At 59.8% G+C, this 24,381-nt stretch carries 14 protein-coding genes; 7 read left to right on the forward strand and 7 right to left on the reverse strand.

What is annotated here, in order from left to right:
- Window positions 1-6: 6 nt before the first annotated feature.
- Window positions 7-453, forward strand: a complete 447-nt coding sequence (gene rplI, locus P3G59_RS02780; protein ID WP_008078307.1) for a 50S ribosomal protein L9 — start codon at window positions 7-9, stop codon at window positions 451-453.
- Between the two features lie 119 nt (window positions 454-572).
- Window positions 573-1,970, forward strand: coding sequence for a replicative DNA helicase (dnaB, locus tag P3G59_RS02785; protein ID WP_277760370.1), 1,398 nt, complete (start codon window positions 573-575; stop codon window positions 1,968-1,970).
- 61 nt (window positions 1,971-2,031) lie between these two features.
- Here the strand turns inward: dnaB and P3G59_RS02790 are convergent, their stop codons facing one another.
- Together P3G59_RS02790 and P3G59_RS02795 are read right to left on the reverse strand one after the other, a co-directional pair.
- Window positions 2,032-6,684: an NEL-type E3 ubiquitin ligase domain-containing protein gene (locus P3G59_RS02790; RefSeq protein WP_277760371.1), complete on the reverse strand. Its 4,653-nt coding sequence runs from the start codon at window positions 6,682-6,684 to the stop codon at window positions 2,032-2,034.
- 131 nt (window positions 6,685-6,815) lie between these two features.
- A complete protein-coding gene (locus P3G59_RS02795) occupies window positions 6,816-9,416 on the reverse strand; it encodes a hypothetical protein (protein WP_277760372.1) in 2,601 nt (866 codons plus the stop codon).
- 223 nt (window positions 9,417-9,639) lie between these two features.
- On the opposite strand from P3G59_RS02795, the gene P3G59_RS02800 reads away from it, so the two are divergent.
- The 4 genes from P3G59_RS02800 to P3G59_RS02815 all read left to right on the forward strand — a co-directional run bounded on the left by P3G59_RS02800 (window position 9,640) and on the right by P3G59_RS02815 (window position 19,114).
- The gene (locus tag P3G59_RS02800) at window positions 9,640-11,952 is read left to right on the forward strand and encodes a YgiQ family radical SAM protein (protein WP_277760373.1); all 2,313 of its coding nucleotides are present in this window, start codon (window positions 9,640-9,642) and stop codon (window positions 11,950-11,952) included.
- Window positions 11,953-12,373: 421 nt separating this feature from the next.
- Window positions 12,374-15,649, forward strand: coding sequence for a transglutaminase family protein (locus P3G59_RS02805; RefSeq protein ID WP_277760374.1), 3,276 nt, complete (start codon window positions 12,374-12,376; stop codon window positions 15,647-15,649).
- 88 nt (window positions 15,650-15,737) lie between these two features.
- Complete coding sequence (locus P3G59_RS02810) at window positions 15,738-18,224, forward strand: circularly permuted type 2 ATP-grasp protein (RefSeq protein WP_277760375.1); 2,487 nt, start codon at window positions 15,738-15,740, stop codon at window positions 18,222-18,224.
- Entirely contained in the window at window positions 18,224-19,114 is an 891-nt protein-coding gene (locus tag P3G59_RS02815; protein ID WP_277760376.1) for a transglutaminase family protein, read from the forward strand. Before P3G59_RS02810 ends, P3G59_RS02815 begins: the two co-directional genes overlap by 1 nt.
- Window positions 19,115-19,323: 209 nt before the next feature.
- On the opposite strand, the gene P3G59_RS02820 is transcribed toward P3G59_RS02815, so the two are convergent.
- Window positions 19,324-19,512, reverse strand: a complete 189-nt coding sequence (locus P3G59_RS02820; protein WP_095121840.1) for a hypothetical protein — start codon at window positions 19,510-19,512, stop codon at window positions 19,324-19,326.
- Window positions 19,513-19,579: 67 nt separating this feature from the next.
- Entirely contained in the window at window positions 19,580-20,167 is a 588-nt protein-coding gene (locus P3G59_RS02825; RefSeq protein ID WP_277760377.1) for a TIGR00730 family Rossman fold protein, read from the reverse strand.
- Between the two features lie 340 nt (window positions 20,168-20,507).
- Here P3G59_RS02825 and azu point away from each other — a divergent pair, with 340 nt between their 5' ends.
- Window positions 20,508-20,954 carry an azurin gene (azu, locus tag P3G59_RS02830; RefSeq protein ID WP_277760378.1) on the forward strand — a complete coding sequence of 149 codons (447 nt, stop codon included), beginning with the start codon at window positions 20,508-20,510 and terminating at the stop codon, window positions 20,952-20,954.
- A 147-nt stretch (window positions 20,955-21,101) separates the two neighbouring features.
- On the opposite strand, the gene nadE is transcribed toward azu, so the two are convergent.
- The 3 genes from nadE to P3G59_RS02845 form a co-directional block, all read right to left on the reverse strand.
- The gene (gene nadE, locus P3G59_RS02835; RefSeq protein WP_277760379.1) at window positions 21,102-21,929 is read right to left on the reverse strand and encodes an ammonia-dependent NAD(+) synthetase; all 828 of its coding nucleotides are present in this window, start codon (window positions 21,927-21,929) and stop codon (window positions 21,102-21,104) included.
- Between the two features lie 4 nt (window positions 21,930-21,933).
- The gene (gene pncB / locus P3G59_RS02840) at window positions 21,934-23,157 is read right to left on the reverse strand and encodes a nicotinate phosphoribosyltransferase (protein WP_277760380.1); all 1,224 of its coding nucleotides are present in this window, start codon (window positions 23,155-23,157) and stop codon (window positions 21,934-21,936) included.
- A 198-nt stretch (window positions 23,158-23,355) separates the two neighbouring features.
- A complete protein-coding gene (locus tag P3G59_RS02845; RefSeq protein WP_277760381.1) occupies window positions 23,356-24,252 on the reverse strand; it encodes a LysR substrate-binding domain-containing protein in 897 nt (298 codons plus the stop codon).
- Window positions 24,253-24,381: the final 129 nt, after the last annotated feature.

Consider the following 24,381-nt stretch of genomic DNA (forward strand, 5'->3'; position numbering starts at 1 on the left):
TTTCACATGCAACTGATCCTTCTGGAAAAAGTCACCAACCTGGGCAACCTGGGTGACAAAGTAAACGTTAAGGCCGGTTACGGTCGTAACTACCTGCTGCCTTATGGCAAAGCTACCGCCGCGACCCCAGCGAACATCGCTGCGTTCGAAGAGCGTCGTGCCGAGCTGGAAAAAGCTGCTGCAGACCGTAAAGCATCGGCTGAAAGCCGTGCTGCCCAACTGGCCGAGCTGGAAGTGACCATCACTGCCACCGCTGGCGACGAAGGCAAGCTGTTCGGTTCGATCGGTACTCACGACATCGCTGACGCACTGACCGCCTCCGGCGTTGAAGTTGCGAAAAGCGAAGTTCGTCTGCCGAACGGCACCATCCGCAACGTGGGTGAATTCGACGTGGCTGTGCACCTGCACGCCGAAGTTGAAGCCACCGTACGCGTTGTCGTGGTAGCAGCTTAAGCAACACTGATCGGCTGGCGGCTTGTCCGTCAGACGGTTAACATCGGGCACGATCCTGTTTACAGGTCGTGCCCTTTGTCTTTCTGAATTCCCTGTTTTTCCAAACTACACAAGTGGCCATGAACGATATCTCCGCTCCCGAGCAATACGATCTGCAAACCGCTGCCCTGAAGGTGCCGCCGCACTCCATCGAGGCCGAACAGGCCGTACTCGGTGGTCTGATGCTGGACAACAACGCCTGGGAACGCGTGCTCGATCAAGTCTCCGACGGCGATTTCTATCGGCATGACCACCGTTTGATCTTCCGCGCAATCGCCAGACTGGCTGATCAGAACTCCCCGATCGACGTCGTGACCCTTGCCGAGCAATTGGACAAGGAAGGTCAGACCTCGCAAGTCGGCGGCCTCGGTTACCTCGGCGAGCTGGCGAAAAACACGCCATCCGTCGCCAACATCAAGGCCTATGCGCAGATCGTCCGCCAGCGCGCGACGTTGCGCCAACTGATCGGCATCAGCACCGAGATTGCCGACAGCGCCTTCAACCCGGAAGGGCGCACCGCCGAGGAGATCCTCGATGAAGCCGAGCGGCAGATCTTCGCGATTGCCGAGGCCCGGCCGAAAACCGGTGGCCCTGTCGGTGTGAATGACTTGCTGACCAAGGCCATCGACCGCATCGACACCTTGTTCAACACCGACAACGCCATCACCGGCCTGTCTACCGGTTACACCGACCTCGACGAGAAAACCAGCGGCCTGCAACCGGCCGACCTGATCATCGTCGCCGGTCGTCCGTCGATGGGTAAAACCACCTTCGCGATGAACCTGGTGGAAAACGCCGTACTGCGCAGCGAAAAGGCGGTGCTGGTGTATTCCCTCGAGATGCCAGGTGAATCGCTGGTCATGCGTATGCTCTCCTCGCTCGGCCGGATCGACCAGACCAAGGTGCGTTCCGGTCAGTTGGAGGATGACGACTGGCCGCGCCTGACCTCGGCGGTCAACCTGCTCAATGACCGCAAGCTGTTCATTGACGACACCGCCGGTATCAGCCCTTCGGAAATGCGTGCGCGTACCCGGCGTCTGGCGCGTGAGCACGGTGAGATCGGCCTGATCATGATCGACTACCTTCAGTTGATGCAGATTCCAGGTTCCGGCGGCGACAACCGAACCAACGAGATTTCGGAAATCTCGCGTTCCTTGAAAGCTCTGGCCAAGGAATTCAACTGCCCGGTGGTGGCGCTGTCCCAGCTCAACCGTTCCCTCGAGCAACGGCCGAACAAACGTCCGATCAACTCCGACCTCCGGGAATCCGGAGCGATCGAGCAGGACGCCGACGTGATCATGTTCGTGTACCGCGACGAGGTGTATCACCCGGAGACCGAGCATAAAGGCATCGCCGAAATCATCATCGGCAAGCAGCGGAACGGGCCGATCGGCTTTGTCCGCCTGGCCTTTATCGGTAAGTACACCCGCTTCGAAAACCTTGCGCCGGGCAGTTACAACTTCGACGACGACGAGTGACAGCTGGCCGAAACCATTGCGGCCAGCTGTCCCGTTTCAACGCGTTACCACTGCCTCCTCGTCAGTCGGGCACTGCTTGGTGCTCGCTCAGCTCCTGTCGGCTCAATGTTGCGATCAGTGCCTCTTCTTCGCTTGCAAGCGATTCTTGTAGCGCCTTGGATCGCGCTTCGTAATCGGCAAACGCAATCGTCTCGGCGGTATGCGCTTCGAAGAGCGCGGCCTGTTGTTCCTGGAACGGCTGACGCAGTGTTTCGAATTGCGCCTTGTATTTGTGGGTCAGGAACTCCTGCCAGAACTCCCGTGACACCAGTGCGTCGAATTGCGCCGGGGAGTTGTCCAGAGCGATCACGTGTTCGTACGCAGCATCCAGCTGCGCTTTTGACACACTGATCAGCCTATCGAAGAGCATTCGCTCAGGCTGTCCCGGCAGTTGCAGGCGGTCTTTCAGGCGATGGCGATAGAAAAGCCTGATTTCCACTTCTTCATGTACACGCGGCCGTGGAGCATCCGCTGCGACTTGGTTGCCCCTCGCTTCGATGAGGGCTGCCTCACGCTGCGCAATGTCCGCCGAGGCGATTATGTCGACCTCATGCAAGCGGAACAACGCTTTGGACAGCGCCGACAATTGTGGCCCTTGGGATTGATCCCGCGCCTGGGTACGCGCGTCGTGTGCCATTGCCCGGACTTCCAGATTGGTGAAGGTGAAGGCCGCCCGATCACAGCAGGCCGCTTCGGCCGCTCGATTGAACACTTCTTTGCGCAGGCGTTCGGACTCCGGGTTGTTTTCGGTGATGCTGTCGATCAGTTTCCACACCCGTCGTTGCAAGTCCTGATGGCCGATAGGCGAATCCAGCAAGCCTTCAATTGTATTGAACAGGGCATCCGAACCCGGCTGAGCGCGCAGTGTCTGCCATTGGCGTCCTCTGGCGGCCGTCTCCTTTGGTGTGAGCCCTGCAGTCCAGCGCGATACCTGATTATTCGTTGCTCTTGCGGGAATCGGGGGGACTTGGTTGCGTGCGGTGTCGACCAGATTTCTCATGCCGGTCAGCGGTGTCTCGGCCTCGATCAGGCGGTTTTCGTATTGAATCAGCCGGGTGCGGGTCGCCTCGGACAGTCGATTGCCGGTGATGTTGGTTACATTGTTGACGCGCACGGTGTGCGCCAGTCGGTCGTCGGGCGGCGCGATGACCGCATCCGGAATTTCCGTGATCCGGTTGTTGCTCAGGTTGACGGTGTCCAGAAGTGGCTGGTCGGCAAGGCCGGTCGGGAAAGTGTCGATACCGGTGTTGGCCAGATCGACCGAGCGCAGGTCGATGATCTGGCTGAAGTCCGGGGCGATCCCCAGTCGCGGGTTTTCATGCAGCCACAGTGCGCGCAGGGTGGTGCGCTCGGACAGGATGCGCGCACTGTCGGCCGTCAGGGAAATCTGGTTCTTCTGTAGAAACAGGCGGGTCAGACCATGCATTTCTCCAACGGCGGGCGGTAGTTCGCGTAGTTGATTGCGCGACAAATCCAGCCAGCGTACATGGCGGAATCGGGTCAGAAAGCCTTCCGGAGAAGTGCCCGGATCCATATTGCTCAATTTGAGCGAGCCGACATGACTGAAGTCCACATCGAGGTCCGGCAGGGTAGGCAGCCGCAAGTTGCTGAGATCCAGCTCAAGGCCGATGGGCGTCCGGTCATTGGCCCGTTTCTGCGGTGTTTCCTTCCTCCAGCATCTGTAGATCCTGGTACTGGCCTCCTCACGGTCGATACGGGTTAGCGCGTTGATTGCCACCTGATTGGCTCGAACATACCCCCCACGGTTGCCGCCTCCAGAATAAACCCAGGCGTCGAGTTGAGTCGTCAGCAGGTTGAATTCCTGTTCAAGGCTGTGGATTTTCGCCACTGCGGCGTCGCCCTCAAAGCTCCAGAGGTATTCCCAGCGTTCCCGGGGTTTCATTTCCGGGAATAGCCGCAGGTGGCGCTGCGCCGGTGAGTTATCGCTGTCGAACGTCATGTCCTGGACAGAGGCCAGTAGTTCGGGACGTACCCTATGCACGCGCCGCCAGAAGTTGTCGAAATTTCTCCAGTAATCGGGAGGAAAATCGTTGTTAGTGAGTGATGTGCCTATGTTGATCCGGGCGATCGTCAGCAACTGATCAGGCGCCGGATTGAGGAATTGCTGCGGAACTTCATTCAGGCGGTTATTGCGCAAATCAAGCAGTGACAGCTGTGTCTTGTCCTGCAGTCCAGTCGGCCAATGATCGATTCCCGTGTTGTTCAACATCAAATACTTCAGCCCGGACATGCGGCCGAAGTCGGGTGTCAGCGTCAGCTTCGGATTTTCAGAAAGATTGAGAGTATGCAGATGACTCAGGCCACTGAGCGTTGCAGCGCTTTGCTCGTCCAGCTCAATGCGGTTCATGCTCAGGTTGAGGTTAGTCAGATCTTCCATCGCGCCAATGTGCCCGGGTATCTTTTCAATTCCGGATCGCGTAATGGACAAATGCTTCAGATGGGGAAAGTTGGACAGGAATGTATCAGCATCGCCCGACCAGGTGACGGCGTCGAGAAAAAGCACTTTGACATGACTGAAATCCACAGAAATAGCCGGCAGTGGCCCGTTGATTGAAGGCAGCTTCAGCTCGCTCCCCGCCACCTGCAGCCAGCTGCTCTTAATGATGCTGGCGATACGCTGCGCCTGTATTTTCGCCGGGCTGACGACGTCGGACGAGCCGGGCTGACTTTGAGCGACGTAGGCAGCCAGTTGGCTCTCCAGTAAATCCAGTTCCTGAGAACGTTGGGCAATCCAGGCTGCTGCATCATCCCCCATTGCGATGAATAACTCCCTGGCCTCTTGGGCGTTTTTGGTTGGATACAGCCGCTGCACGCTGGCTACCTCGGGCATATCACTATCAATCCTGAACGCGCCGGGCAGGCTGTTATTACTCAGTTCCGGGTAATGGGCAGTCAAACGCTGCCAATACGCTTCGAACTTTCTCCAATAGGCAGCAGGGAATAGATTGCCTTCAATCAGTGTGACGTCATTGATCCGGGCCATCGTTTGCAGCTGATCAAGCGCAGGGGTGAGGTTGGCCTTCGGGACCGCCGTCAAGCGGTTGTTACGTAGATCCAGCAGCGTCAACTGCGCTTGATTGAGCAAACCGGCCGGCCACTGATCCAGTTGCGCGTTGCTCAGGTTCAGTGTCTTGAGTTCGGACATGCCGGCAAAGTCAGGTGTTTTACCTAGCGGATTCCCTGACAGATCCAGATACTGGAGCTTGCCCAGAGTGCTCAGTGTTGCCGCCGTTTGCTCATTGAGGGCAATACGGTTGGCACTCAGGTCCAGTTTGTTCAGATTGGCCATGTGCCCAATGGCGGCGGGCAGCGTATCCAGCTTCGACCCGGTGATGTGCAGCTCCGTCAGACCGGAGAAGTTGCTGAGGAACGTATTGGCGGAGTCTGTCCAGTTGGGCGATTTCAGCGTCAGTCCCCGGACATGGCTGAAATCCGCGGTCAACGCTGGCAGGGTTTTATCCCCAGTATCCAGCCGGAGTACGCCGATCTCCCGACGCCAGCAGCGCTTGATGCCAAGGGCAGCCTGATGCAGGTTGCCTGATGCTGTGCCCGGCGTCGAAGTGGCGGGGTTTTGGCTGATCCAGGTTTTCAGCTCGGTCTTGAGGGTTTTGTATTCGGTCTCGTAGCGAGCCAGGCCACCTTCGACATCATCCCCCAGGGATCTGATAAAAGCGTCGATGTCGCTCCCCGGAAAGAGTTTCCTGGCGCGTGATTCCGGGCTGCGCAGACGATTGAAGCGCAGCGACAGCCTGTCCCGCAGGCCGAGACGAGCAGGAGCACTGCTGCCATCGCTGCGCATCATTCCACCGGCGCCGCCGCCGGCGCCGCCGCCGGCGCCGCCGACGGTGGTGCCGACCCAGCCTTGCACGGCATCGAAAACAATCGGCTCCGACCTGCCTGGGCGCGTCGCGACATACAGGTTGGCGCTGTCACTGGCCACGGGGTCCTCGCTGCGCACGATGCGCATCACCGTCGCCAGCGGGGTCGAGGCGTCTGGATCCCGCAGGACCTGATAGGCGTGGTGTTCGATCACCACGTAGAGTTTGTCGTCGAACCGATGGAGGCCGTCGCTGCCGGGTTCTGCGTTGCTGAAGTCCAGCCTGGTGCGAAACGGCTCCAGACGGGTCTCGCTCAGCGTAAAAGTGATCGGTTCGAAATCTTCAAGCTTGTGCCACCGTCCGCTGTCCGTATCGCGCAACAGCAGCGGCCCCGAGGCGGTCAATTCGCTGGGCAGCCTGGCCCGGTGCAGGCCTGTTTCCGGGTCCGTGCCGAGCAGTACGACGCCGCCATCGGCCAGGTCGGCGTAGTGGCGCCCCTTGTGCACCCTCATGCCATCGGCGTTGGCGTCAGGTAACGTGGTTGGCGAGCTGAAGCGGAAAGGTTCCAGCGACTGAATGACCGCTGCCGGGGCGTCCAGGGTGGTCAGATTCCCGTTGGTTTCGTGCACCGTCAGCAATGGCGCTGCCGTGATGGCATCGAGGTCGGTTTCTCCCGGCGTTCGGCCCGGCCGTGTCGGGCGACCGTCAGGGCGCAAGGCGGGCATGTCGATGTCGAAGCGCGTCGGCATATCCAGGTGTGGCACGGGCGTGTCCAGGGTCGGGCGAGTGTGGACATCGACGGAGCTGTGGCCCCTCCTGGGTGGTGTCATTGGCATTGCTTTCTTCCTTGTAAGTACACCTGCCAGCGCCCGCGAATGGGTGCCGACAGGCGTTCGGCGTCATTGCCTGAATGGTTGCGATGTGGCGTAAAGCCCGGCGCTCGCGCATGGGCGGTGGTTGAGCAGGCTCAGGTCATCAGGTCGAATATTTTGGTCGCGGTCTTGCGATCGAACGATTGGCGCCAGATGGCGACATGCGGTAACCCGGCCTGTGCATCCCGACGCTGGGCTTCAAGGCCCCGTCCAGCCTGTTCAAGGGTTTTGAGGTGAGCCCCCTTCTCCGGCTTGAATTTCAACGGCTCTCTGTCGTGCCGGTCGTATTTGAAATGGGCTTCCCACAACGCGGCCTTTTCACCGGCACCGTCGTTGATCCGATAAACGTCCAGAAAGTACTTCTCATCGCCCTTGCCGAGCAGCTTGCGATTAACCGTTCTGGTCACCGTGACTTCGCCGTGATCGAGCAAATAGTTCAGACGCAGGATGTCCAGCACCTGCGGATTTTTGTACATCCGCACCAGCACGCTCTTGCCTGCCGCGGTCAGCGAGTCGCCTGCCGCTTGCAAGCGTGCGACCAGGCCCAGGATCTCGCTATCGCCAGGTGCATTTTGGTGATTTTTCAACAGTCTGGCCTGTTCGTGCAGCAGGTCGGCCTGCATGTCCAGATCTTCGATAATGTCCGTGGGATTGTCTTTTCGCGTTTCCCTGGCCTTGGCTTCGGCAAGCCATTCTCCGACCCCGGCGAGTAACCGGTTGGCGTCCTTGACGAGTTTTGGCCTCGGTGTGTCGGGAATGAGCGGACGAACGGGGCGCCACTCGCCTTGCCTGTTTTCATAACGCGGGGGTGCAGCGTTCGGCATCAAGGGGTTGGCAACCTTGAGCACCTCGCCATCCGGCGTGCTCTCCGTTTCGCCCACCAGCACCCGATCAGTACCGTGTTGCCGGGTACGGAACATTTTCTTCCGGGGCGGGGCGTCCACCTTATCCTCGTAGACGGGCTGCTGCGGTACAAAGTCGAAATCGATGCTCTGATCGAGGCTAGGCAATTCGGCACTCCGGTCGAACGATGCAAATATTTCGCTCAGCCTGTTGTCTATTCTCGTCTCGAAGGGCTCGACCAGGGCAATGATCTCCCGGATGTACTCAGCCTTGTCGGGAGCGGCGGTGGTCAGTTGAGCTTCGAACTGGCTCTTCTCCATGCGGATTTGCTCGACTGCCAACAGCAACACCAGGGGATTGTCCAATGCGCTCTGGTTTTTCAGATCTCGCGTAAACATGTCGATGGCCTGAAGCGACTGCATACCTATGTCCGGCGGGTTTACGGGGTCATCCGAATGCAGACGCAGATAGAACGACAATTTGCTGAAGTTGATGCGGTCTGCATCGGGCACCTGGGCGGTGATCTCGGCGAGCTCAGGGGCCGCGCCGGGAGACGCCTTTCTGACCTGATCCATCACCACCTGACGGTCGTCGAGAATCTTCAGTTTCTTGTTCAGGTGCGCGATGGTTTTCTTGCAGTTTTCAACGGTGGCCCCCGTGGTCTCAGGCCTGACCCGCAGATCCATGATTGCCATGAGTTTGTTGTAGTAATCGAGCCGTTCCATTTGAAAGGTATGCAGCTCCGACTTGTAAAGGCCACCAGACTTCAAGTGGATCAACCAGTCCTTGTCATCGATCAGCGATTTGACAAAGTCGGCCTGTCTCTTGATGTGCTTGAGGGCATGCACTTCAGCTTTGATCAACGCCCCGGTTCGCTGTGCGCTGTTCTCGGGCAACTTTTTGGCCTCGTCGTAGAGAACGCCGAACTGTTTATTTGACTCGCTCATGGCAATGTGAGCCTGATGTGTGGGTTGGTACCTTTGCATCAGCAGGGCTTTGGCGGCTTGCTCGTCGCGCCGCATGCCGCCCGCCAGCCCGACGACGATGGACACCCAGTCGTTCGCCTCGTTACGCGTAATGGCCAGGCTTTCACCGCTGCGGGTGGCGTGATAGCGATTTTCACCGTCGCTGGCCACGGGATCTGCGGATTTGACGATGCGCCATACCGGGTACGCCGGCGTTGATGCATCGACGTCATGTATCACCTGATACGCATGACGGTTGATGAGTGCATAGCGTTTGCCCTCGTGGGTATACAAGCCGTCGCTGGCGGGTTCGACCCCGCTGAAATCCAGCTCTGTGCGGAAGGCTTCCAGACGGCGATCTGTCAACGGGTGGGTGACCGGCTGGACGTCCACCAGCGTGTACCAGACTCCGCTGTCGGGGTCGCGCAGCAGCACCGGCCCGGAGGCAGTCAACTCGCTGGGTAGCCTGGCCCGGTGCAGTCCGGTATCCGGATCGGTGTCGAGCAGCGTAAGGCCGCCATCACCCAGGTCAACGTAGCGGCGCCCCCGGTGAATCCGAAAGCCATCGGCGTTTGCGTCCGGCAAGCCCGCTGTACTGCCGAGCCGGTATCGCTCCAGCGAAGGGTCGGGCGGTGGGAGGGTATCCGTGGGCACCCTTACCTCAACCACCTCGTGCACCGTTATCATCGGCGCGGGCGTGATTGCGTCGAGGTCGACGTCTGGGGGGGTTCTGCCAGGTGGCAACGGACGTATGACCTCCAGATCCGGCAAGCCAAAGTTGATCTTGGTCAATCTCCCTCTGCGGGACAGGTTGGCGTCCGACGTTTGATTCGGCCGAGGGTGAACATCAACAGTGGTGGTGCCCTTGACGGGCAGTTTTGGTGACATGTCTTCATCCTTGAAGGTTGTCTGGCGGCAATCGTGTCTGATTGCCTGATGGGTTAATGGTTTTCGCCGGTTTTCCGCTTGGGTCCTTGTGAAACAAACGTATTGCGCCGGGTTTTGCATCAAGCGCAGGTTAAAAGAGAAACCGACCATTGCCGTCGGAATTGGTCAAATTTTGTGCTATATTCCGCGCCCGCGATTTTTCATCTCAACACCGGTCGTCGACATGCAAGCAGCCAAGCCGTTATTTGACTATCCAAAATATTGGGCCGAATGTTTCGGGCCAGCGCCATTCCTGCCGATGAGCAGGGAGGAGATGGATCAGCTTGGCTGGGATTCCTGTGACATCATTATTGTTACCGGAGATGCCTACGTCGATCACCCGTCGTTCGGCATGGCGATCATTGGCCGGCTGCTGGAGTCTCAGGGCTTTCGCGTCGGGATCATTGCCCAGCCGAACTGGCAGTCCAAAGACGACTTCATGAAGCTCGGCGAGCCGAACCTGTTCTTCGGGGTTGCGGCCGGCAACATGGACTCGATGATCAACCGTTACACCGCCGACAGAAAAATCCGTTCCGACGACGCCTATACCCCGGGCGGCATGGCCGGCAAGCGTCCGGATCGCGCGAGCCTGGTCTACAGCCAGCGCTGCAAAGAGGCGTACAAACACGTGCCGATCGTGCTCGGCGGTATCGAAGCCTCGCTGCGCCGCATCGCTCACTACGACTACTGGCAGGATCGCGTGCGTAACTCGATCCTGATCGACGCCAGCGCCGACATCCTGCTGTACGGCAACGCCGAGCGGGCGATTGTCGAAGTGGCCCAGCGTCTGTCCTACGGTCACAAGATCGAAGACATTACCGACGTACGCGGCACCGCGTTCATTCGTCGCGACACGCCGAAAGACTGGTACGAAGTCGACTCGACGCGCATCGATCGTCCGGGCAAGGTCGACAAGATCATCAACCCGTACGTGAATACCCAGGATACCCAGGCCTGCGCCATCGAGCAGGAAAAAGGTCCGGTTGAAGATCCGCAGGAAGCCAAGGTCGTGCAGATCCTGGCCAGCCCGAAGATGACTCGCGACAAGACCGTTATCCGCCTGCCGTCGGTTGAAAAGGTCCGTGGCGACGCCGTTCTGTATGCCCACGCCAACCGCGTGCTGCACCTGGAAACCAACCCGGGCAACGCTCGCGCGCTGGTGCAGAAGCACGGCGAAGTCGACGTCTGGTTCAACCCGCCGCCGATTCCGATGACCACCGAAGAAATGGACTACGTGTTCGGCATGCCCTACGCGCGCGTTCCGCACCCGGCGTATGGCAAAGAGAAGATCCCGGCCTATGACATGATCCGTTTCTCGGTGAACATCATGCGTGGCTGCTTTGGTGGCTGTACTTTCTGTTCGATCACCGAGCACGAAGGCCGGATCATCCAGAACCGTTCCGAGGAGTCGATCATTCGCGAAATCGAAGAGATCCGCGACAAGGTGCCAGGCTTCACCGGCGTCATTTCCGACCTCGGCGGCCCGACCGCGAACATGTACCGCATCGCCTGCAAAACGCCGGAAATCGAATCCGCGTGCCGCAAGCCGTCCTGCGTGTTCCCGGGCATCTGCCCGAACCTGAACACCGACCACTCGTCGCTGATTCAGCTGTACCGCAGCGCCCGTGCGTTGCCGGGTGTGAAAAAGATCCTGATCGCCTCCGGCCTGCGTTACGACCTTGCGGTCGAGTCGCCGGAGTACGTCAAAGAGCTGGTGACCCACCACGTCGGCGGTTACCTGAAGATCGCCCCGGAACACACCGAGGAAGGTCCGCTCAACCAGATGATGAAACCGGGCATCGGCAGCTATGACAAGTTCAAGCGCATGTTCGAGAAGTACACCAAGGAAGCGGGCAAGGAGCAGTACCTGATTCCGTACTTCATCGCCGCCCACCCGGGCACCACCGACGAAGACATGATGAACCTCGCTCTGTGGCTCAAGGGCAACGGTTTCCGTGCCGACCAGGTGCAGGCGTTCTACCCGTCGCCGATGGCCACCGCCACCGCGATGTACCACTCGGGCAAGAACCCGCTGCGCAAGGTCACCTACAAGAGCGACGGCGTGACCATCGTCAAGAGCGAGGAGCAGCGTCGTCTGCACAAGGCGTTCTTGCGTTATCACGATCCGAAAGGCTGGCCGATGCTGCGTGAAGCGCTGCTGCGCATGGGCCGTGGCGATCTGATCGGCCCGGGCAAGGATCAGTTGATTCCGCTGCATCAGCCGGCCACCGACAGCTACCAGAGCGCCCGTCGCAAGAACTCGACGCCAGCCGGCAGCCATAAAGTGGCGAAGGAGGGCAAAGAGAAGACCACCAAAATTCTCACTCAGCACACCGGTTTGCCGCCGCGTGCCAGTGATGGCGGTAATCCTTGGGACAAGCGTGAGCAGGCCAAGGCAGCGGCGTTTGCCCGCAATCAGCAGGCAGCCAAAGAGCGTAAAGACGCCGCGAAAGGCAAAGGGCCGAAGCCGACCCGCAAGCCGGTCGTACCGCGCTAAACATTGCTGAGCTGAACAAAACGCCAACCTTCGGGTTGGCGTTTTGCGTTTCTGGAGTTGGATTTAAGTTGGCGGCAAGATCCATCCCCCTCACCCAAGCCCTCCCGAAACGTCGGACCGCCCCCAAGGGGGCGAGGGGGAAGGAAGCAGATCTCCATGCTTTTCACATCCTGAGTTCGACTCAGGACTTTCACGTCGGTGTAGCTCGCAAGAACAATGCGGTCAGTCCCCTCTCCCTCCGGGAGAGGGTTAGGGTGAGGGGCTCTTCGCAACATTTACGTGCAATCAGCCCAAACCATTTCCCCGCACCGCCCGATTTTGGTGCTGTACTGCCCTAAGCATTCCGGGAAAGCGCCCAAGCCTGTGCATGGCATAAGTCTTGCGCGCTTTCGAATACGCTTAGGCTCGCAGGAGGCACGCCGTGTCGATTCATGTCGCATTGCATCACGTCACGCATTACCGCTACGACCGCGCTGTCGAACTCGGTCCGCAGATCGTTCGTCTGCGTCCGGCCGCCCACAGCCGCACGCGGATTTTGTCGTATGCGCTGAAAGTCTCGCCCGAGCAGCATTTCATCAATTGGCAGCAAGACCCGCAGGGCAACTACCTCGCTCGATTGGTGTTCCCCGAGAAAACCAGTGAGCTGCGCATCGAAGTCGATCTGCTCGCCGAGATGGCGGTGTTCAACCCGTTCGACTTCTTCCTCGAGCCTTATGCCGAGAAAATCCCCTTCGCCTATGCGTCCGATGAGCGCAAGGAGCTGGCGCCGTACCTCGAAACCTTGCCACTGACGCCGAAATTCAAGGCCTATCTGGACGCCATCGACCGCACTCCGCTGCCGGCGGTGGACTTTCTCGTGGCGCTCAACCAGCGCTTGAGCGAAGACATCGGCTACCTGATCCGCATGGAGCCGGGCGTGCAAACCCCGGAATACACCCTTGAGCACGCCTCCGGTTCCTGCCGCGATTCGGCGTGGTTGCTGGTGCAATTGCTGCGCAACCTCGGATTGGCGGCGCGGTTTGTCTCCGGCTACTTGATTCAACTGACGGCAGACGTGAAAAGCCTTGATGGCCCGTCCGGTACCGAAGTCGATTTCACCGATCTGCACGCCTGGTGCGAGGTGTATTTGCCCGGCGCCGGCTGGATCGGCCTGGATGCCACCTCCGGGTTGTTTGCCGGCGAAGGGCATATCCCGTTGGCCTGCAGTCCCGATCCGTCCTCGGCGGCACCGATCAGTGGCTTGGTCGAGCCGTGCGAATGCGAGTTCAGCCATGAAATGTCGGTGGAACGGATCTGGGAGGCGCCGCGCGTCACCAAACCCTACACCGATGAGCAGTGGCTGGCGATTCAGGCGCTGGGCCGGCAGATCGATGCCGACCTGCTGGCGGATGACGTGCGCCTCACCATGGGCGGCGAGCCGACCTTCGTTTCCATCGACGACCCGGATGGCGCCGAGTGGAACACCGCCGCGCTGGGGCCGGCCAAGCGCAAGCTCTCCGCTGAACTGTTCCAGCGCATGCGCAAGCACTACGCCCCGCAGGGCCTGGTGCATTTCGGCCAAGGCAAGTGGTATCCCGGCGAGCAACTGCCGCGCTGGTCGCTCAATTGCTACTGGCGCCGCGACGGTGTGCCGATCTGGCACAACGATGCATTGATCGCCGACGAGCAACAGGATTACGGCGCCACGGGCGAATTGGCCGGGCGCTTTCTGGCCAGTGTCGCCGAGCGCCTGAAATTGCCTGCACGCTTTGTGTTCCCGGCCTACGAAGACAATTTCTATTACCTCTGGCGCGAGGGCACATTGCCCGGCAACGTCAGTGCTGAAGACTCGCGGCTGGAAGAACCGCTGGAGCGCGCCCGCCTGCGCAAAGTCTTCAGTCAGGGCCTGAACAAGGTGATCGGCCAGGTACTGCCGCTGGCGCGCACCGCCAAGGGCGATCAATGGCAGAGCGGGCGCTGGTACCTGCGCGATGAGCATTGCCGTTTGGTCCCGGGAGATTCGCCGCTGGGCTATCGCTTGCCGCTGGGTTCGCAGCCGTGGGTGAAGGCAGCCGAGTATCCGTTTATTCATCCACAGGATCCGAATCAGGACTTCGCCGCGTTGCCAGACACCGCGCAGCTCAACAGTCCGGGTCAAGCGGCGGCGCCTGACGAACGCGCGCCGAAAATCGACGAATCTGCCGACTGGCTGACCCGCACCGCATTCTGCGCCGAGGCGCGCGAGGGGCGTTTGTATCTGTTCATGCCGCCGCTGGAGCGGGTCGAGGATTATCTGGAGCTGGTCGCGGCCATCGAGGCCACCGCCGAAGAACTGCATTGTCCGGTGTTGCTGGAAGGCTACGAGCCGCCGAGCGATCCGCGCCTGAGCAACTTCCGCATCACCCCGGATCCGGGTGTTATCGAGGTCAACGTGCAGCCCTCGGCATCGTGGGACGAGTTGGTCGAGCGCACCGAGTTTCTTTATGAACAAGCGCGGCAAACCCGCCTGACCAGCGAAAAATTCATGATCGATGGGCGCCACACGGGCACCGGCGGCGGTAACCACTTTGTTCTCGGCGGGGCGACGCCGGCGGATTCACCGTTCCTGCGTCGTCCGGATCTGTTGCGCAGCCTGATCAGTTACTGGCACAACCATCCGTCACTGTCGTATCTGTTCTCGGGATTGTTCATCGGTCCGACGTCGCAGGCGCCGCGGGTCGATGAGGCGCGCAATGATGCGCTGTACGAACTGGAAATCGCTTTCGCGCAGATGCCCGAACCGGGCGAGGAATGCGCGCCGTGGCTGGTTGATCGACTGCTGCGCAATTTGCTGATCGACGTCACCGGCAACACTCACCGTGCCGAGTTCTGTATCGACAAACTGTATTCACCGGACGGCGCCACCGGGCGTCTTGGCCTGCTGGAACTGCGCGCCTTTGAAATGCCGCCCCATGCGCGCATGAGCCTGGCCCAACAGTTACTGTTGCGGGCGCTGGTTGCACGGTTCTGGCGCGAACCTTATGCGCCGCCGAAACTGGCGCGCTGGGGCACTGAATTGCACGACCGTTTCCTGCTGCCGCACTTTATCGAGCAGGATTTTGCCGACGTCATCGTCGAACTCAACAACGCCGGTTATCCGCTGCGGGCGCAATGGTTTGCCGCGCATCTGGAGTTCCGTTTCCCCAAGGTCGGCGATTACGCCGTCAATGGTATCGAACTGGAACTGCGTCAGGCGCTGGAACCCTGGCATGTCCTGGGCGAGGAGGGCGCGACGGGCGGTACGGTGCGTTACGTCGATTCATCGCTGGAGCGTTTGCAGGTAAAGGTCAAGGGTTTGCCGCCGCAGCGCTGTCTGCTGACCTGTAATGGCGTCGCGGTGCCGTTGCACCCGACCGGGCGTGTTGGCGAGTTTGTCGCGGGTGTGCGTTACCGCGCGTGGCAACCGGCCAACTGCTTGCAACCGACCATACCCGTGCATGCACCGCTGGTGTTCGACCTGCTCGACACCTGGATGGGCCGCTCGCTGGGCGGTTGTCAGTACCATGTCGCCCATCCGGGTGGACGCAATTACGAGACGCTGCCGGTCAATGCCAATGAAGCGGAGAGCCGGCGCATGGCGCGTTTTTTCCGCATCGGACACACGCCGGGGAAACTTCCTGTGCCGAACGTGGAAATCAGTGACGAGTTGCCGATGACAATCGATTTGCGACGTTTCTAAGTCCTGCGCGACACGCGGATTTTTCGTATATCCGCGCGTCATCTGCCTGCGTTAGTCTGACCGTTCCCTGCTGTCTGCCGAGCTTTCCATGCCTGACCTGCTAGACCGCTACCCGCTCACGGCGGGCACCTATCACGAACTGCTCGACGGCAGTGGAGCGGTGCGCCCGCATTGGCAACGGCTGTTCGACCAGTTGCAGCGCAGCACCCCGGCGCAACTGGTGCAGCGTCAGGCGTTGCTGGCGCGGCAGATTCAGGAAAACGGTGTCACCTATAACGTTTACGCCGATCCCAAGGGCGCTGATCGCCCGTGGGAGCTGGATCTGCTGCCCCACGTGATTGCGGCAGATGAATGGCAGCAGTTGTCGGCGGGCATCGCTCAGCGTGCACGTCTGCTCAATGCGGTGTTGGCTGATTTGTACGGGCCGCAGCGCTTGATCAGCGAAGGCCTGTTACCGGCTGAACTGGTGTTTGGTCACAACAATTTTCTCTGGCCTTGTCAGGGCATTGCAGCCCCGGAAGGCGCGTTTCTGCATCTGTATGCGGTGGATCTGGCGCGCACCCCGGATGGACGCTGGTGGGTGACCGCCGATCGTACTCAGGCGCCGTCGGGCGCCGGTTATGCCCTGGAAAACCGCACCATCGTGTCGCGCGCCTTTCCCGAGTTGTACCGGGACTTGAAGGTGCAGCATCTGGCCGGGTTCTTCCGTACCTTGCAGGAAACCCTCGCACGGCAAGCACCGTGTGACGATGACGCGCCGCTGGTGGTGTTGCTGACGCCGGGGCGTTTTAACGAAAGCTATTTTGAACATTTGTATCTGGCCCGCCAGCTCGGCTATCCCTTGGTGGAAGGCGGTGACCTGACGGTGCGCGACGCCACGGTCTACCTGAAAACCCTCAGCGGTCTGCGCCGGGTGCACGCGATCATGCGCCGCCTCGATGATGACTTCTGCGATCCGCTGGAGCTGCGCACGGACTCGGCGCTCGGGGTTCCCGGCCTGCTCGAAGCGGTGCGCCAGGGCCGGGTGCTGGTGGCTAACGCATTGGGCAGCGGTGTGCTGGAATCGCCGGGGTTGCTCGGCTTTTTACCGACGATCAATCAATACCTGTTCGGCGAAGAACTGATCCTGCCGTCGATTGCGACGTGGTGGTGCGGTGAGGCGCCAGTGCTGGCGCAAGCCCTGGAAAAACTGCCGGAATTGCTGATCAAACCCGCCTTTCCCTCACAAAGCTTCGCGCCGGTTTTCGGCCGTGATCTGAGTGAAAAACAGCGTCAGGCGCTCGCCGAGCGCATGCAGGCACGCCCTTATGCCTATGTTGCGCAAGAATTGGCTCAGCTGTCCCAGGCACCGATCTGGCAGGCTGAAAACGGTCAACTGCAACCACGGGCGATCGGCATGCGCATGTATGCGGTGGCCAGTCGCGACGGTTATCGCGTGCTGCCCGGAGGCCTGACCCGAGTGGCCGCCGAGGCCGATGCCGAAGTGGTGTCGATGCAGCGCGGCGGGGCCAGCAAGGACACGTGGGTGTTGGGCGATCGTCCGCCCAGCGGTGAACAGTGGAAGACTCAACGCAACGTCGGCGTCCACGATCTGGTGCGGCGCGACCCGTATCTACCCTCGCGGGTGGTGGAAAACCTGTTCTGGTTCGGTCGTTACTGCGAACGTTGCGACGACAGTGCGCGGCTGCTGCGGATCATGCTCGCGCGCTACGTCGACGGCGATGACCCGCAAGCGCTACAGGCAGCGGTCAATCTCGGCGAGCGACTGACGCTGTTACCGGATGAAGGTGAACTGCCGGAGCGCTTGCTCGCTGCGCTGCTCGGCGAAGACTGGTCGTTCAGTCTGCGCTCCAACCTGCAGCGCCTGCAGTGGGCGGCCTCGCAAGTGCGCGGCAAGCTCTCGCGGGAGAACTGGCAGGCGCTGGTCGAGTTGCAACGCGAGGCGATGGAGCTGGACACCGAAGAACCGGATTTCGGCGAGTTGCTGGATTTTCTCAACCGGCTGGTGATGTCGCTGGCGGCGTTATCCGGATTTGCCCTGGACGATATGACCCGCGACGAAGGCTGGCGCTTTCTGATGATCGGCCGGCGCATCGAGCGACTGCAGTTTCTCAGCAGCAGTCTGGCGGCATTTCTGCGCGGTGCGGGGGCGTTCGATCAGGCAGGGCTGGAATGGTTGCTGGAACTCGGCAACAGCAGCATCACTTACTGTTCACGCTATCTGGCGGTGGCGCAGTTGATCCCAGTGCTCGACCTGTTGCTGCTGGATGAGCAAAACCCGCACGCCGTGCTGTTCCAGTTGAAACTGGTGACCCGTACGTTGAAGCGTATGAATGATGACTTCGGTGCGCCTCGAGAGGCCGGGCTGCCGCGACTGGTTGAGCGTCTGACGCGGTTCGATCTCGGTTGCCTGGAGAACCCGCTGTTCGGCGAAGCCAGCGTTCGCGCGGCACTTGATGGTCTGGCGGATCTGTTGCAGGAAATCGCCGAGGCCAGCGGTCAGGTGTCGGATCGTCTGGCCTTGCGCCATTTCGCTCACGTCGATGATGTCAGCCAGCGCACGGTGTCCGTCTGATGAGCGCGCACTATCAGATCCTGCATGACACCTGTTATCACTACGACAGCCCGGTGTCGCTGGCGCAGCAACTGGCGCATCTGTGGCCTCGCGAGTGCACATGGCAACGCTGCACCGAGCAGCAATTGCTGATCAGCCCGACGCCAACCGCGCGGCGTGATGAACTGGATGTGTTCGGTAATCCCCTGACCCGTCTGGCGTTCGAGCGTCCCCATGATGAGCTGCAGGTCAATGCGCGGCTGACCATCGAGGTATTGCCGCGCCCTGCGCTGGATTTCAATCAGTCTCCGGCCTGGGAGCTGACCCGGGATGCGCTGACCTACAGCAGTCAGCCGCTGTCCGCCGATTTGCTGGAAGCCTGTCGCTACCGGTTCCAGTCGCCGTATGTGCATTTGAAACGCAGCTTCGTCGAGTTCTCGCAAAGCTGCTTTGCGCCGGGGCAGCCATTACTGCTCGGTGTACAGGCGCTGATGCAGAAGATTTTCAGTGAATTTACGTTCGATGCCGAAGCAACCCAAGTGGCGACGCCGCTGGTTGAGGTGCTGGAGCGGCGACGCGGGGTGTGTCAGGACTTTGCCCATCTGATGCTTGCCTGTGTGCGTTCCCGTGGGCTGGCGGCGCGTTATGTCAGTGGTTATCTGCTGACTCAGCCACCACCGGGGCAGCCGCGCTTGATCGGTGCCGATGCATCCCATGCCTGGGTGTCGGTGTTTTGCCCGGTGCTGGGCTGGGTTGATTTCGATCCGACCAACAACGTGCAGCCGGCGCTGGAGCACATTACGTTGGCGTGGGGGCGGGACTTTTCCGATGTGTCGCCGTTGCGCGGGGTGATACTCGGCGGCGGCAGTCATGATCCGGAAGTCCGCGTTACGGTAATGCCCCTGGATTAACGCAGCTCAAAAATGTGGGAGCGAGCCTGCTCGCGAAAGCTTTTTATCAGTAAATGATTTATCGACTGACACGACGCTTTCGCGAGCAGGCTCGCTCCCACAGGGAGTTTTGGGGTATTCAAAAAGAGGGGCTGTGAAGGCCAGCGGTGAAACCGCCAGCCCCGTCACAAATCCGCAGGGTCTGATTCGATGATCAAACCCGGTGGGGTTCAGGCGTCGGGCGCCTGATCTTTCGGTGTTTCAGTTGCATCAACATCATCTTCTGTTGCCACTTCACCCTCAGGGTTCAGTGCTGCTTCTTCAGCTGTTTGTTTCTTGCGCTGAAGCTTTTCCTCTTTCTTCTGTTCCTTTGCCAGGTCTCGTTGACGTTTGGCGAAGGAGTAATTGGGTTTGGCCATGGGCGTTCCTCTTGGTCGAAGGTGAGGTTGAGCGGCGCGTATTCTGCCCTGTATCGGTGCCCGGCGGTTAGCCGGGTTTTTGGTCGACCCATTTTGGCGTGACGGTCGGCTTCCAGTTGTCCAGGGCATCGAGCAGCGTTTGCGGCGATTCGCTCACTTGCAGCATGTCACGGTGTGGCGCGCGAACGAAGCCTTCGCCGACGATATGGTCAAGAAATGCGGTGAGTTTGCTATAGAAACCGTTCACTTCCAGCAGACCCAGTGGTTTGCCGTGGTAGCCGAGCTGGCCCCAGGTCCAGACTTCGAACAGCTCTTCCAGCGTGCCGAGGCCGCCGGGCAGGGCGATGAACGCATCGCTGAGCTCAGCCATGCGCGCCTTGCGTGCGTGCATGCCATCGACGACTTCCAGGCGTGTCAGGCTCTTGTGGCCGATTTCCTTGTCCATCAAGCTTTGCGGGATGATGCCGATCACTTCGCCGCCAGCGGCCAGTGCAGCGTCGGCAACAATGCCCATCAAACCCACGGCGCCACCGCCGTAGACCAGGGTCAACTTGCGTTCAGCCAAGGCCCGGCCAAGGGCGATGGCGGCTTCGGTGTAAGCCGGGACAGTGCCGGCGTTGGCACCGCAAAATACACAAACGGATTTCAGAGACATGCCTTCCTCCTGAGTCAATCCGTCACAGGGTAATGGCTGGCAAGCCTCGATCCAAGGCCTAAACTTCGCGTTCAGGCGATTCAAAGGTACCGCTGGCGCCACAGGCGTAAGCGGCGAGCAAGCTGCACAACAGACCGTTAAAGAACATGACAGGCACTCCGTCTCAGTAGATGCGCCGATCATAGGGCGGGCCGGGGATTCTGGCCGTTAGATTGTCTCGATGAGTGTCATAGCCTGAAAGTTGTATACAATTTTTGACTCAAGTCATAGGAACTTGCGAAGATTTCAGGCAGTCTTTCCATCATTCGTGTGTTTGTTAACCCTGCCTTGGAGATTCACCATGTTTTCCAAAGTTGTTGCGGTATCCCTGCTGGCGCTGGCCAGCAGCCAATTGATGGCTGCCGAGTGCAAAACCACCGTTGACTCCACCGATCAGATGTCCTTCAACACCAAGGAAATCGTGATCGACAAGAGCTGCAAGACCTTCACCGTTGAACTGACCCACTCCGGCAGCCTGCCGAAGAACGTCATGGGCCATAACCTGGTCGTCAGCAAAACCGCAGACATGCAGCCGATCGCCACTGACGGCCTCGCCGCTGGCATCGACAAGAACTACCTGAAAGACGGCGACGATCGCGTTATCGCCCATACCAAAATCATCGGTGCTGGCGAGAAAGATTCGGTGACCTTCGATGTATCGAAGCTGGCAGCGGGCACCGATTACGGCTTCTTCTGCTCGTTCCCGGGCCACATCTCGATGATGAAAGGCACGATTACTGTCAAGTAATTGAGTCAGGCATAAAAAAAGCGTCCCTCGGGACGCTTTTTTTATTTCTGTAGGAGCTGCCGCAGGCTGCGATCTCTTGATCTTCAAAGCCAGATCAAAAGATCGCAGCCTCGTTTCACTCGACAGCTCCTACAGCTCCTCCACAACTTATGGGGCAAACGGCATCACGCGTTTGTGATGGGTCTTGTTGTAGGTCGCGACGATGATGTCGAATGCTTCCTGACGCACCTGCTCGCCGTGCAGGAATGCATCGATCTCGGCATAGGTCACGCCATGGGACGCCTCGTCCGGTTTACCCGGCGACAGGTCTTCGAGATCCGCCGTCGGGACTTTCTCGACCAGCGACTCCGGCGCGCCAAAGCTGCGCGCAATCGCGCGAACCTGATTCTTCACCAGACCACTCAGCGGCGCCAGATCGCAGGCGCCGTCACCAAACTTGGTGAAGAAACCCATCACCGCTTCCGCCGCATGATCGGTGCCGATTACCAACCCGTGCGCCGCGCCGGCGATGGTGTACTGGGCGACCATGCGCATCCGCGCCTTGGTATTGCCGAGCACGAAGTCCACCGAAACCGCGTGTTTGCCTTCAAACGCCGCGACTTCGCTGGCCAGCGATTTCACCGCCGGGCCGATGTTGACCGTGTGGCGTTCGTCCGGGGCGATGAAGTCCACCGAAGCCTGGGCGTCGTGCTCGTCGAACTGGGTTTCGTATGGCAGGCGCACGGCGATGAATTTGTAGCTGTTGTCGCCGGTCTGGTCGCGCAGTTCACGCATCGCCCGCTGGGCCAAGAGGCCGGCGGTCAGCGAGTCGACGCCGCCGCTGATGCCCAGCACCAGCGTTTTGAGCCCGGAATTGACCAGGCAATCCTGAATAAAGGCAATGCGCCGGGCGACTTCGGCCTGCAGTGCCTGATAATCGGCGAACGGTGGTTGCACCTTGAGCTGCTGCGCAATCTCACGCTGTACGGCTTGCATGAATTCACTCCTTGCTAGATAGACGGGAATCGGCAGGAACCTGGAACACGTGTCGCAAGTAGGCGACGAAATTCGGGTCTTTGCAGTGGGACTTGCCTGGCTCGTCGGAGATCTTCGCCACCGGCTGGCCGTTGCAGGCAGTCATTTTAAGCACGATGCTCATGGGTTCGACACCCGGAATGTCACAGGTGAGGTTGGTGCCGATACCGAAGCTGACGTTGATCCGACCGTGCAGCGCGCGGAATATTTCCAGCGACTTGGGCAGGGTCAGGCTGTCGGAGAACACCAGGGTCTTGCTCATCGGGTCGATGCCGAGCTTGTGGTAATGCGCGATGCATTTTTCGCCCCACACCACAGGATCGCCGGAGTCATGGCGCAGGCCGTCGAACAGCTTGGCGAAGAACAGATCGAAATCGCCGAGGAATGCATCGGTGGTGATGCAGTCGGTCAGCGCGATCCCCAGCAGTCCACGGTATTCGCGAACCCAGCAATCAAGCGCGGCGATCTGGCTGTCGATCAGCCGTGGACCGAGTTGCTGGTGCGCCATGATCCACTCGTGGGCCATGGTGCCCAGCGGTTTCATGTCCAGTTCTCGCGACAGATGCACGTTACTGGTGCCGACAAAACGTCCGGGGAAGTCATGTTTGAGTACGTTCACCACTTCTGCCTGAACGCCGAACGAAAACCGCCGACGGGTGCCGAAATCGGCGACCTGCAGCTGCGATAACTCGTCGGCCGAGGCATTGGCGGTCAGCCAGTCGAACTTGCGATAGAGCTGCTCGCGCGCCTGTTCCAGCACGGTTTCACGATAGCGGTAGCGGTTACGCACTTCGCTGACGATCGCCAACAATGGCACTTCATAGAGAATCACATGCAGCCACGGCCCGCGCAGACGGATGAACAGCTCACCGTTTTCGATGCCGGTATGCACGTAGCGCAGGTTGAAGCGGAACAGACCGAGGAAGCGCAGGAAATCCGGTTTGAGGAAGCTGATGCGCTCCAGAAAACTCAGTTGATCGGCGCTCAGGCTCAGCTCGGCCAGACGCTCTATCTGATAGCGGATCTCGGCCAGATACGGGCGCAGATCCTCGCTATTACGGCAACGAAACTCCCATTCGACTTCGACGTTGGGGTAGTTGTGCAGCACCGCCTGCATCATCGTCAGTTTGTAGAAGTCGGTGTCGAGCAGGTTCTGCACGATGCGATCGGCAAACACGCTCTCGCTCATAACGGGGTCTCCAGGTGCGCCGCGCGCTGGCGCGGTCTAAATCAATGGCGCTAGTGGCGCATATCAGCGGCAGGTATTGCCAGCAATTTCTGCTGGGCTTCTGTAGGAGCTGCCGCAGGCTGCGATCTTTTGATGTTGGTTTTCAAGATCAAAAGATCGCAGCCTCGTTGCTCTCGTCAGCTCCTACGGGGAGATCGGTCAGGGGTTATCAATCTGTTCGAGCATCCATTTCACAAAATCCCGCACCTTCGGTACTTCCGCCACATGCTCCGGGTACGCCAGGTAATAGGCGTCGGAACTGGGCATGGCATGCTGCCAAGGAATGACCAGTTTGCCGTCGACCAATTCCTCTTCCACCAGAAACCGTGGCAACAACGCCACACCGCAGCCAACCTGCGCGGCACGGATGCACATATAAAAGGTTTCGAAACGCGGCCCGTGGTAGCTGTGCTCGGTCTGGTAACCCTGACTGTCGAACCAGTCGTGCCACGCTTGCGGGCGCGAGGCATTTTGCAGCAGCACCAGATCAGTGAGTTGCGTCGGGTCAGTCAACGGTGTGTCCGGCAGGCTGCCCGGCGCGCACACTGGCACCAACTCTTCGCCGAACAGCTTCAGGCATTCAGTGCCGGGCCGTGAGCCCTGACCAAAATAGAACGCCAGGTCACTGCGCCCTTGCAGCAGGTCATCCGCTTCCTGCTCGTTGCACAAGTCCAGATGAATCGATGGATGGCGCAGCCGCCAGCCTTTCAGGCGCGGAACCAGCCAACGCGCGCCGAAGGTCGATGGCGTAGATACGCGCAGGACTTCAGTTTCGCCGCCGTAGGAACGCAGGTAATGCGTCGACATTTCAACTTGCGTGAGGATTTTTCGTACTTCAACCAAGTACAAATCCCCGGCCGGGGTCATCTGCAAGCGCCGCCGCACGCGGCGAAACAACAAGTGTTGCAGCAACTCTTCAAGCTGCGCGACCTGTTTGCTCACCGCGCTCTGGGTCAGGTTCAGCTCCTCGGCGGCGCGGGTGAAGCTCAGGTGCCGGGTCACGGCCTCGAAGCACTGCAACGCGGTGATCGAGGGCAAGTGGCGTTTGTTCAGCATGGCCGATCCTTTTCTTGTCTTTCTATGCCCAGCATGAATAAACGGAATGATATCTCGCGTAAAGGTCGTTTGTTGCCTCGCCATTGTGACGCTACAACTAAAGGCCTGCCCGGTCGCGAAAAAGCGCCC

The sequence above is a fragment of the Pseudomonas sp. A34-9 genome (genome assembly GCF_029543085.1).
GTDB lineage: Bacteria > Pseudomonadota > Gammaproteobacteria > Pseudomonadales > Pseudomonadaceae > Aquipseudomonas.